This is a genomic window from Cryomorpha ignava, assembly GCF_010686655.1.
In the GTDB taxonomy this organism is placed as follows: Bacteria; Bacteroidota; Bacteroidia; order Flavobacteriales_D; family Cryomorphaceae; genus Cryomorpha; species Cryomorpha ignava.
Genome location: NZ_JAAGVY010000026.1, coordinates 1 through 12222, shown reverse-complemented (window position 1 = coordinate 12222; position 12222 = coordinate 1). Strand labels below are relative to the sequence as shown.

Below are 12222 nucleotides of genomic sequence, written 5' to 3'. Positions count from 1 at the left end.
CATTCCACGAAAGTACAAATCTCTAAGTGACTAATAAAATCTTGAAATAAATTATGGCTTTGCAACTAAAAAAGATCCCGTTTTTGAAGAGTTCCCATTTGTTAATCTCAAAATATAAAAACCGGCGGCAAGATCAGAAACGTCTAGCTCAAAGCTAGTTCTAATTCCGCCGGAAGGCGAAATCGTACGAATAATCTTGCCCTCGCTATTTATAATTGAATACGTTTCAGCGACAAATGAAGGATTGCGCACTGCTACCCATAAGCGCGATGAAACGGGGTTGGGCTGAAAAGAAATCGCATTTATATCAATATCAGAATCAGGTTCATATATTACCTGCTTATCGGCGATAATCCAGAGATCGGGATCTATTTGAATTTGCTTCACATCAAAACCGGGCTGTACATAAAACTGTTCGCCCGAAAATTGGTGATTAAAAGTTATAATCGTATCTCTCTCATCTCCAATAAACTGAATGGGTAGAGGCATTTGATAAAAATCAACCGAAGGGTGCGAAGTGGTCTGTTCCAGACTAAAAGCGATTCCCGCCTGAGCCGGAGACCAGCGAAGCGAATAAGTAGGAAAACCTTCGCCATAGAACCAATTATTGAAATATTCAGACAAATCGCTTCCATAGACTGCTTCAAAATGCGCGATCAAATCTGGAGTATATGCAAACCCAAATGCCAAATTGGGATCGTTCAAATAATTACGGCAGGCAAGAAAGAAATCGGCATCGCCCATAATCCAACGCAGCATATGCAAAACGTAAGCACCTTTATTATACGAAAGCCTTCCGTTAAAAATACGATCACGGCTTGTTGTATCATTTACAAATACAGAGCCTCCGGGTTGCGATTTTACGCTGCCTTGGGTACCACTCTTCCAGCTTTGCCAATCATCTGGTGTAGTTAAGTGCTCATAAGAAAGCCCGGTAAGATAAGTTGCAAATGATTCATTGAGCCAAATATCCTCCCAGCTTCCGCAGGTTATTTTATCGCCAAACCACTGATGAGCCAACTCGTGCGCCGAAAGTGAAAAATTGAGGTTTGTCATTGTGCTCATCGTGGTGTGTTCCATTCCGCCTGGAATAGACGCCTGGCAATTGCCATACTTTTCATCAGCATACGGATAGATTCCAAACAGATCAGAAAATAAAATCATCAAACCAGGCAGTGCTTCACTCCGCTCCTGCTCATTTTCAAGTCTTTCCGGATAGACATAATTGAGCACATTGATCTCCACATCTTCAAAAACAATGGTTTGAGAAAACTCGGCATAATTAGTTACCGCAAGTGAAACGAGATAGGCTGGTATAGGATATCTATGTTTCCATCCAAACGAAACACGACCATTCGAATTAACATTTTCATACAAAAGCTTGCCATTGCTTCCTGCCTTTTGTCCTTCAGGTACAGTGATTTCTATAAAAACACTGTCCAGTTTATCCGTAAGCGTTTGTTTGCAGGGCCACCAGTCTCGCGCTCCATATGGTTCAGATAGAGTGTATATTTCCGGTGCCATGCCATGAAAGCTTTGGGTAAAGGATAAAAAACTGTTGGCTTGAGGTATTCCTTCGTAGTTTATTTCAATAATAACTTCTCCCGAAGTGCGCGTTTCCGCGAAAACAATAGCGAGGGTAAGCGGATCTTTAAATAGAAAATCGACGTTTTGGCCTTCTACCAAAACGGAATTCACCGTAAGGGCATCACTCAAATCAAAGAAAACGGTATCAGTTTCATTCAGTATTTCAACCGTATGATTCACCTTTCCGGAAATGTATTTAACGGCAGGATCTATTTGCCAAAAGCATTCGGCATACTTCCAATCGTAGTTCGCTCCGTTTGAAGATTTGGGAGATGAAAATTTATCAGATTTAAATCGCGCTCCTTCCATTTCAGCTATTCTTTCAGCTGACCAGCTATCTTCCTGACCATAGAGCATAGCTGATGAAAGAGATAAGAGAACTATAATATAAGAACCGATTTTATGCATTTGCTATTTTATGATTCAAAGTTAATCGAAAGATTCAATTCTATGCTTAATATAGATGGGCTCACTATAAATGCTAAATTGAAGATATATTAACGAACAATTAAATTTTTGCCAAATGGAATTTACATTGCTAAAATGGTAACAAACAACGAAACGGTGATAGACAAAATAATGATCGCTAAATAAAAGCTCCAAAACATTAAAATAGAAAAGGAGGGAGCCGTCTACAAGGTCGGCTCTTTTTTTGTGTTTATCTTTGGGCATCAATCACAATCGCCCACTATGAAGCTTTTTACTCTTTCTGCTGCCCTTCTCCTTTCAGGATTAATCCATGCACAGCACACAAATATTCAGATTTCTACGCTTGATAACCCCAATGAAATTTCAATTGCGCTAAACGAAAACAATCCGTCAGAGATGATTGCCGGGGCAAATATTGCGAGTATTTACACTTCCGTAAACGGTGGAGTAAGCTGGAGTCGGATAGTGCAAAAATCCAGTTATGGCGCATGGGGAGACCCTGTAGTGGCCATTGATTCAAAAGGAAACTATTTCCATTTCCATCTTTCAAAACCCGAAAATGGCAGCTATATAGATCGTATTGTATGTCAAAAATCTATTGATAAAGGATTAACATTTAACAACGGTAGTTATGCCGGTTTAAATGGAACCAAGGCACAGGATAAGCCCTGGTTTGCATTTGATACTATTCGACAGAATATCTACTTAAGCTGGACTCAATTTGACAAATACGACTCTGAAGATCTGGAAGATCGGTCTAACATTCTATTTTCAAAATCTGCTGACTACGGCGATTCGTGGAGTGAAGCTGTGCAGATTAACTCTGTAGACGGAGATTGTCTGGATGATGACAACACGGTAGAGGGCGCCGCACCTGCGGTTGCTCCAAATGGCGACTTATTCGTGTGCTGGATGGGACCAAATGGCCTCGTTTTTAATCAATCGAAAGATGGAGGAAACACCTGGTTCGATAGAGAACAGAAAATTTTTGACATCCCCGGCGGTTGGTCATATGGAATTTCGGGCATTTATCGTGCCAACGGTTTTCCGATAATGAAAATAGATAATTCAGGAGGTAAGAATAATGGAACGATTTATATCAACTGGTCAGATCAGCGAAACGGTGAGAATGATACTGATATTTGGCTTACTAAAAGTAAAGACGAAGGCAAAACGTGGAGTGACCCTACAAGAGTAAACCAGGATAAAACGGCGAGACAGCAATTCTTTACCTGGATGGATATTGACCAGACCAACGGAAAACTTTACGTTGTATACCACGACCGCCGAAACTACGACAGCGATAGCACTGATGTTTACATGTCATACTCAAACGATGGCGGTGAAAGCTTTAAAGATGTTGAATTAAGTGAATCAGCTTTTCTTCCAGACAGTTCTGTTTTCTTCGGCGATTATAACAATGTTGCTGCGCATAACGGATTAATCAGACCGACATGGACCAGGCTTGATGGAACCAAATTGAGCGTTTGGACAGCGATTGTGGATTCAGATTTATTAGACAATCCAGAGAATATAAACTTAACCGTGTTTTATGATAAATCCGGAATTAATCTCACCACGGCCAAGAAAATACAAGGGTCTGTTACCATTGAATCAATAGATGGGTTATGGAATAAGCAATGGCAGAATGTAAAATTGACCTCAAATGGAAAACTATTCAAGACACTGAATGTTCTTAAGCCCGGGATTTATTCCGTTACGGTGAGATGTGAGAAGGAAATTTACAAAAGAAATTTTGTGGTAAAGGAATAGTTACTTAACCCAGTCTATCCCTTTTTTCAATAAGTTAAGCGTTTCTGCTTCACGCGATCCTTTCTCGGGTTGGTGATTGTAGAACCATTTAGCTTCTTGCGGAAGGCTCATCAAAATAGACTCTGTACGGCCATTGCTAAGTAAGCCAAATCGGGTGCCACGGTCATATACCAAATTAAATTCCACGTATCGCCCTCGGCGTATGAATTGCCATTCTTTTTCTGCGGCGGTAAATGGTTTATCGCCATTTTCTTTTAAAAAATGCGAGTAAATTTTTGAAAAAAGCTCACCAAGAGCAATTGAGAAGTCAAAAAGAGACTGCTTGCTGTGGTTTTCATCGGCTATGAGGTGGTCGTAAAAAATGCCCCCTACTCCCCTGGTTTCTTCACGGTGAGGAATATAAAAATAATCATCAGCCCATTTTTTAAATCGTGCATAATAAGTGCGATCGTATTTATCGCAAACCTGCTTAAGCTGATCGTGAAAAAATTCGGCATCAGCAGGCACCACATAATGCGGAGTAAGATCTATACCACCACCAAACCAGTAAGCACCATTATCCATTTCAAAATAACGGATGTTCATGTGAATAATGGGAACGTGCGGATTTTTGGGATGCATAACAATACTCACTCCAGTGGCAAAGAAGGTATTGGCATCTGATACTTTCAGGTTTTTCTGCATGGCTTCGTTCATATCGCCATAAACTGCAGAAAAGTTTACACCCGCCTTTTCAAGAACATTACCGTTTGACAAAACTCTGGTCAATCCTCCGCCACCTTCAGGGCGATCCCAGCTATCAGGCTCAAACTTACCTTTACCGTCAGCCTTTTCTATGGCATCGCAAATAAGTAATTGGATTCTTCTGTACTCGGTTTCAATTGTCTCTTTATCTGGCATAATATAAGTTAAGCTTTTAATAGAGAGTCACTAGTTTACCTGTTTAATTTGATAGTCGTTGTATTCAATAATATAAACAGATTTATTCTCAAACTCCATTCCCGTTGTTGATCTGCCAAAGCGATAATCAGAGTTTACACCCTTCATTTCCATTTGCTTAAAAGCTTCTGGAATTGAAAGACCATATTTAATAAGGCTTTCGCCAAAAAAGAGCGTTAAATCATAACCCATATATCCATAGCCATATTGGGTTGGCTCCATATTGAATTCTTCGCGGTATTTTCTCAAAAAGTGCTTTGTTACTTCTTTTTGATAATCTACAAAATTGGGCACCACCAATCTTAATCTAAAACGATTTTTGTACTCTGCATCAATATTATCATATCTCATCCAGTTGTCCAAACCATATATTTGAATTTCGTATGAGGGATCAATCCGCGACAATCTGGTCATAAAGTCGCTTACAAAAGCAAGTTCATTACTCGGCACAACCAAAATATTCTTTTGATCTTTCCGAAGCCATTTATCCACATTTTCTGGTTTTGTAAGAGAGATGCCAACTGATCTAAGAGAATCGCTAAAAACATTCGAAAAACTACCGATAGCCTTGTTGTAATTCTCTTTAAATATTTTTCTAAAAGGCCAGTCGTTTGCACTTTCGCTATTAATCATTATCACATTATCATCCTGATGTTGAATGGCAACATAATTTGCAAGATACCGCATCATTGTTTCGCGTGAAGCCATAGCACGCACCAGAAACGGATTGTCTTCAAAAACCTCGTTTGAAAAAGAATTTGGAGATACGAGATACGTTTCATTCTTTTTTGAGGCATCAGACACCAGAGCAATACTCGTTTTGTGCATGGGCCCAAAGATTATATCCAGATCATTGATTTCCGGTTTACGCAATACATCCTTTAGCTGCACCAAATCTTCTCCGGCATCATATATATACACGTCAGCGTTCAGTCCCATTCTTTTAAGTGAATCCAGTGCTATTTTGGCTCCGCGGTAATAATCGAGTGAAATTTCGGTAAGGATATAGAGATCTTTTCCATCCATCAAAGCTCTATCAAGCGAGTCGTTGTGCGCCAATTCGAAAGGTAGCATCAAACCGATTTTATACTTCTTTTTAAATCCGGAAGGATACGCTATACTGACTGAATCAACGGGTGATTCTTCTTCAATTTCAGCCAGATAACTCGCCTTAAACTTTGGAATCACAATCCATTGCCCCACATTCATTCCCGACTCAAAATTATTGTTGGCTTTGCTAAGCGAGTCCACGGATATTTCAAATTCTTTGGCAAGGCTATAAGCTGTTTCGCCTTTAAGAACCTGATGTACCATAAAAGTATCGTTTCTGGCGGGTTCCAGAAAAATCTCTTTTGTCTTGGTGCTGGTCACTGCCGGAATTCTAATCACATCTCCCACTCCGAGGCTTAATGCTGCATCGGGATTTAGTTCCATCACTTCATTTACATCTGCACCATATTTACCGGAAATCGAAAATAGGGTTTCTTTTCTTTGAACGGTATGAAGAATGTACTCACCGCTAATATTGACCTCTGTTTTTCGAGCAGATTTTTTATCTATTTTATCCTTTGGAATAAAAATTTCCTGACCAATTGACAATCCAGATTTTGCATCGGGATTAGCCTTTAGCAAATCTTCAGTCTTAACAGAAAAGAGCCTTGAAATTGCGAAAAGCGTATTTCCCGGTTCTACGGTATAAACGAAAAAATCTTCACCGTCTCGGGTGCGTTCAGGATAGTTTTGTGCTGTGGCACAAGCCGAGCTTAAAAGGGCAACTATACCAAATATTAATACAAATTGTTTTTTTATTCCCATTCTATTGTAGCCGGTGGTTTTGAGCTAATATCGTAAACAACACGATTTATGCCTTTTACCCGATTTATTATCTCATTAGAAATTTTACCCAACAATGTATAGGGCAAATGGCACCAATCTGCGGTCATTCCATCAGTGGAGGTTACAGCTCTTAAGGCTACCGCATTTTCGTATGTGCGCTCATCACCCATTACACCCACACTTTGCACAGGAAGTAAAATTGCTCCCGCTTGCCATACATTGTCGTATTCGCCCGATGATTTCAAATTACTGATAAAAATATGATCGACTTCTTGCAAGATTCGTACCTTTTCTGATGTAATATCGCCCAATATACGAATTGCTAGTCCGGGGCCTGGAAATGGATGTCTGCCCAATATCTCTTGTGGCACATCCATATCTTTTCCCACCAGCCTTACTTCATCTTTAAAAAGTGCCCTGAGCGGCTCTACCACTTTTAGTTTCATAAAATCTGGAAGGCCACCCACATTGTGGTGACTTTTAATAGTAGCACTCGGTCCATTTACAGAAATAGATTCAATAACATCAGGGTAAATAGTGCCTTGAGCGAGCCATTTCACGTCTTTAACTTGGTGAGCTGCCTCATCGAATACATCAATGAATATTCTGCCGATAGCCTTGCGTTTTTCTTCGGGATCGCTTATCCCGGCAAGGGCATCATAAAACTTCTCTTTCGCATCAACTCCACGCACATTGAGACCCATATCTTTGTAACTGTGCAACACCTCTTCATATTCATTCTTTCTCAATAAACCATTATCAACAAAGATGCAGTAGAGGTTTTCGCCAATAGCCTTATGCAGTAGCATGGCTGCAACAGAAGAATCTACTCCTCCGCTCAAACCCAAAAGAACCTTGTCGTCTTTTAGTTTTTCAATCAGCTCGCTAACTGCCATTTCAACAAAGTTATGGGGAGTCCAGTTTTGGCTATAGCCACATATATCTACTATGAAATTTTGCAGAAGCTGCTTTCCATCGGTGCTGTGATAAACCTCTGGATGAAATTGAATTCCATAAGTTTTTTCATCATCGAAAGAGTAGGCTGCTACATCAACATCTGATGTGCTTGCCACAACTTTTGCATTCTTAGGCAAGTGAAATATAGTATCGCCGTGCGACATCCACACTTGAGAGCCTACCCCAATATTTTTGAATAACGAGCAAGCACTGTCTACAGAGCGCAAGTTGGCACGACCATATTCGCGCTTATCACTTTTTCGCACATCTCCATTTTCACTTGTATGAGCCATATATTGAGCACCATAGCATACAGCTAGAACGGGCATTTTAGTACGAAACAGGGTCAAGTCGATTTGTGGAGCATTTTCGTCGTGAACAGAAAAAGGACTTCCCGAAAGCACTACTCCTTTAATATGGTCACCCAATTTGGGAATTTTATTGTACGGATGGATTTCACAATAAACATTTAGTTCGCGCACTCTACGGGCTATCAACTGGGTATATTGAGACCCGAAATCAAGGATTAAAACAGTTTCTTGCATGGACGCAAAGATAGTATCGGTAGCCAAATAATCACCTTTTCTCTAAGGCGAGATTCCAAGGGGTTATTAACAAATTTAGAAAGCTTGATTTAAAAAAGATATTATTTGCTAAAACGACAGGCTTCGTGTTCCAAATTCTGAGAAGATAGCTCCTTTCCAGCCTCTTGGAATAGTAAAAACCCAAAAAAAGTTATTAACAATTCTTCTGATTTAAAAATCTTCAAGAACCCTTGAATAATAAGTGTTTGACGGGTTTACATCTATACTTTATTTACAGTTGTCGGGTGTTATTTATCATTCGTCGCTCGAAAATCCAAAACTAATACTTATATTTGGCCTTGAATTCATTTGAAAATATCTGTTTTCGAGGATTCAACTAACCAATGAACCAATCATCTAGATACAGAGTTATTGATCGCTCTATTTTCGCGATAAATCCACCATCAGTGGATGCGTATCCCTCGTTTCTCTATTCGGAAGACTGCGCTTCAGCATTTCTAATTTCACATTTCAACTTAAATCTAATTAATACGCATTTTACTTGTGGTAATCTGCGCCATACAATATTATTCGCATAACTATAACCTTATAAATAACCTATTCAAATAGAGCAACAACCTAAAACTCACATTATGAAATCTCTCTCCACCCTCTGCCGGGCATTTTGCCTTTCAGTATTTTTCTTATGTGCCGCTTCTCTGGCTCACAGTAATTCACCAATTTATGATCATCTAAAGAATAAAACGGAAAGCCCTGACGTCAAGTCAGATATACCGGATAATCTGGTTTTTAAAGATGGAATAAAGAAGAATGACGTCATTAATTTTGGCTTCAATCTCGATTTATGGTCAGAGCGTGTATTCGCGGCTAATCCTTCCATCTTAGTGGCTCCTGTTTGCGACAATGTAGATAACGGAGGAACTATTGGAGGAAGCATTAGTAGCTCAGGACCTCTAAATGGCCCAACGACCATTACCAATACTGCATCTCCCGTAGGAGGTAGTGGAGCTTTGGAGATAGTATGGATGATGAGTCATGTTAATGTCCCAAATTATGAGAACAGTCCATATTGGTCTCAAGTTCCAGGAGAATTTGGTCTCACATTGACCATACCTGGGCCTATCACCCAAGATACATATTACATTAGATGTGCCCGTAGAGCAGGTTGCACAAACTTCTTTACTGGTGAATCAAATGTGGTTGCCATCAACATTTTGCCGCAGCCTTTAGCAATTATAGATTGTGCAGATATTACGCAGAGTTCAACTGAATCTGGAGTTCTCAACAGCAATCCAAGTTGTGGAAGTCATCCAAATTATGCGTTTTGGTCAGGCAATTTACTTCCGGGTAACAATAAATTCTGGACCATTAGCAATGGTATGTTTAATGAGTACGCGAATGGTACAGCCTCATTTACCGGAACAGTTACCAATATAATAAACCCAAACTGGAGTTTTGACCTGAATGTTTTGTTTTCCGGTAAAACCTTTACTCCCCCTTACTTATCTCCAAAAGCCGGCAATTGCGTATCCGACGTGAGTAACGTATCGTGGTACTATTACCCGACCACACAAGGAGTATTAACCGGAAACGGTGCACTAAGCGGAGCAGTTGTGGAGCTGTCTCGCATGGGTGAATCCTTTCAGGTTGGAACAGGTGCTCATCTCAATGACCCAGGGGTTTATGGTGCTAGTGGATGGTTAAACTTTCATATTCTTTCTCAACCAAGTAATGGTCCAACTCTGGAAACTGTTAATGCCCATGGAGATTTTAATTTTGAATTACCACAGGGCCCCGGCCTTTTAGATATCCCTTCGTGTACTGAAATTTGTGCTGGAGAATCTCTTACACTTTTTGCATCAGGCATTGTAGGCAGCGGAAATTACACTTATCTATGGGGAACTGGAGAAACAGACGCTTCAATAACTGTAAGCCCAATAACAACTACTACATATACCGTTACAGTAACCGACACAGATAATGGAGGAGTTACAACAGCTTCGATTGTTGTAAGCGTTCTTCCACAAATTGAACTAGCCTGTAATTCCACAGATGCATCACAATGGCAAGCAGCAGATGGCTCAGTAGGGATTATTGCAAGCAACGGGGTAGAACCTTATACTTATTTGTGGAATACAGGTGCAATAACCCCTTCTATTCAAAATGTTTCTGCTGGTGTGTATTCAGTTATGGTAACTGATTTAAATGGTTGCCAAGTTTGGAAGGAATGCATTGTGAATCAACCGCCAATGCCTCTAATGTGCGAAGGGTTCAGAACTCAGACTCAAGGCGGTTGGGGATCCTCTCCAAATGGAGGAAATCCTGGGGCTTACCTTCATGCAAATTTCGGCACTGGTTTTCCTAGCGGGATTGAAATAGGTTGTGACAATACTTTCAGTTTTACATCTGCTCAATCAATTACGCAATTTCTGCCATGCGGTGGCTCAGCAGCGGGTCTTCCTAGCGGCAGCGATATTGACCCCGATTGTCCTGGAAATGTTTTTATCAGCCAAGTGCTCGCTGCAACAATAAGTATCGGATTTGATGACAATATTCCTACATTCTCCTCAGGAGTAGTTCCCTTGCGGGAATTAGTTATTCTAAATGGAACTTTTGCCGGATGGACAGTCGAAGAACTTCTTACAGAAGCAAACTTAAAATTAGGTGGCTGTGCTTCTAGTTATTCATTCAGTGAATTGAATGAAGCTGTAACAGCTGTAAATGAAAACTATGTTGATGGAAATGTTAGTGGTGATTATCTGGATTGTTGTATCCTTTCTATTACCTGCACTCCAACTAATGGTGACTGCTCTAATGAGAACAAAGGTTCTATATCTACTACGTTTAACGAAGATTATCAGTACGAATGGGTAAATGATTCTTTGCCTGATGTTGTCATCCCTGGCGGGGCAACAATTTCTAATTTAGATGCTGGTTCATATACACTTACTGTTACTAATGAAAATGGATGTACAGCTACTTGCTCTTCTACGATCACTGTTGAGCCTTGCTGCAACATTACCTATCCGGGTATAATCGGTCTTGATTCAATCGCTTGTGGCCAATTTGATGGCCCTATCGTTATCGGAAGTGTTGCTGACCCATCTGGTGGTCTCGGCGATCTTGAAATCGTTTGGATGACCAGCGATACGCTAGTTCCAAATATCGTAGGCAATCCTTACTGGACTCTTGTTACAGACTCAACCGGACTCACACTTACTGTTGCTGGTCCCATTACTGAAAACGTATATTTTATCCGATGTGCTAGAAGAGCCGGTTGTGATAATTTCTATACAGGAGAATCAAACACAGTTAGTTTTGTAATTAACCCTTCGCCTACTGTATTATGCGACGCAACCAATGGTAACTGCACCAACGACAACTTGGGTTCTATTACCGCTAATCCTTCTGGTGGAACACCTGGATATACTTATGCATGGGATCATGGACCAACTACTCAAACCGTTTCAGGCTTGAGTGCTGGAACGTATTCTGTTACCGTTACGGATGCAAATGGATGTTCAGAGACTTGCAGTTCAACAATAACTGTAACTCCATGCTGCAACGTTACCGATCCAGGTGAAATTGGTGGTGGCCTCGTTTCTTGCGGACCTATTGAAGGGCCGATTGTAATCGGAAGTGCCGAAGATCCGTCTGGTGGAATTGGCGACTTGGAAATTGTTTGGATGGTGAGCGATACGCTGGTTATCAATGTGGTTGGAAATCCATATTGGTCTCTGGTGCCCGGTGAAACAGGATTGACGCTTACCATTCCCGGACCTATCACAGAAAATACATATTTTATCCGATGTGCTAGAAGAGCCGGTTGTGATAATTTCTATACAGGAGAATCAAACACAGTTAGTTTTGTCATTAACCCACTACCTGAAATAGCTTGTGCTTCTGAAAATGGACAATGTGGCGAACTTGGTTCTGCCTCAGTTGCTGTATTGAGCGGCGATGGTTCTTATACTTACGCATGGAGTAACGACTCAACAACGGCTTCGATCTCTGGTCTTGTAGATGGACCTTACTCTGTGGTTGTTACTGATAATCTAACCGGTTGTTCTGATTCTTGTAGTGTATCGATTGAAAACGAGCCTCAACTGACTGCTGAATGCACTGGTCAAGACGGACTGTGCGGTGAATCTGCTTC

5 protein-coding genes and 1 pseudogene are annotated in these 12222 nt (G+C 40.6%); 2 read left to right on the top strand and 4 right to left on the bottom strand.

Translation table 11 applies throughout. The features are described 5' to 3' along the window. Positions 1–51: 51 nt before the first annotated feature. Positions 52–1995, bottom strand: coding sequence for a M1 family aminopeptidase (locus tag G3O08_RS13070; RefSeq protein ID WP_163285830.1), 1944 nt, complete (start codon positions 1993–1995; stop codon positions 52–54). A 282-nt stretch (positions 1996–2277) separates the two neighbouring features. On the opposite strand from G3O08_RS13070, the gene G3O08_RS13065 reads away from it, so the two are divergent. Further along, positions 2278–3789 carry a sialidase family protein gene (locus tag G3O08_RS13065; RefSeq protein WP_163285829.1) on the top strand — a complete coding sequence of 504 codons (1512 nt, stop codon included), beginning with the start codon at positions 2278–2280 and terminating at the stop codon, positions 3787–3789. Here G3O08_RS13065 and hemF read toward each other — a convergent pair whose 3' ends face one another. The 3 genes from hemF to guaA are packed head-to-tail and all read right to left on the bottom strand — an operon-like array spanning position 3790 to position 8066. Continuing rightward, complete coding sequence (gene hemF / locus G3O08_RS13060; RefSeq protein ID WP_163285828.1) at positions 3790–4689, bottom strand: oxygen-dependent coproporphyrinogen oxidase; 900 nt, start codon at positions 4687–4689, stop codon at positions 3790–3792. Between the two features lie 30 nt (positions 4690–4719). Then, positions 4720–6543 (bottom strand): LysM peptidoglycan-binding domain-containing protein, encoded by a 1824-nt coding sequence (locus G3O08_RS13055; RefSeq protein WP_163285827.1) that lies wholly within the window; start codon positions 6541–6543, stop codon positions 4720–4722. Beyond that, positions 6534–8066 (bottom strand): glutamine-hydrolyzing GMP synthase, encoded by a 1533-nt coding sequence (gene guaA / locus G3O08_RS13050; RefSeq protein ID WP_163285876.1) that lies wholly within the window; start codon positions 8064–8066, stop codon positions 6534–6536. Before guaA ends, G3O08_RS13055 begins: the two co-directional genes overlap by 10 nt. A gap of 632 nt (positions 8067–8698) precedes the next feature. Here guaA and G3O08_RS13045 point away from each other — a divergent pair. After that, positions 8699–12222 (top strand): annotated as a pseudogene (locus tag G3O08_RS13045) (hypothetical protein); the annotation flags it as partial.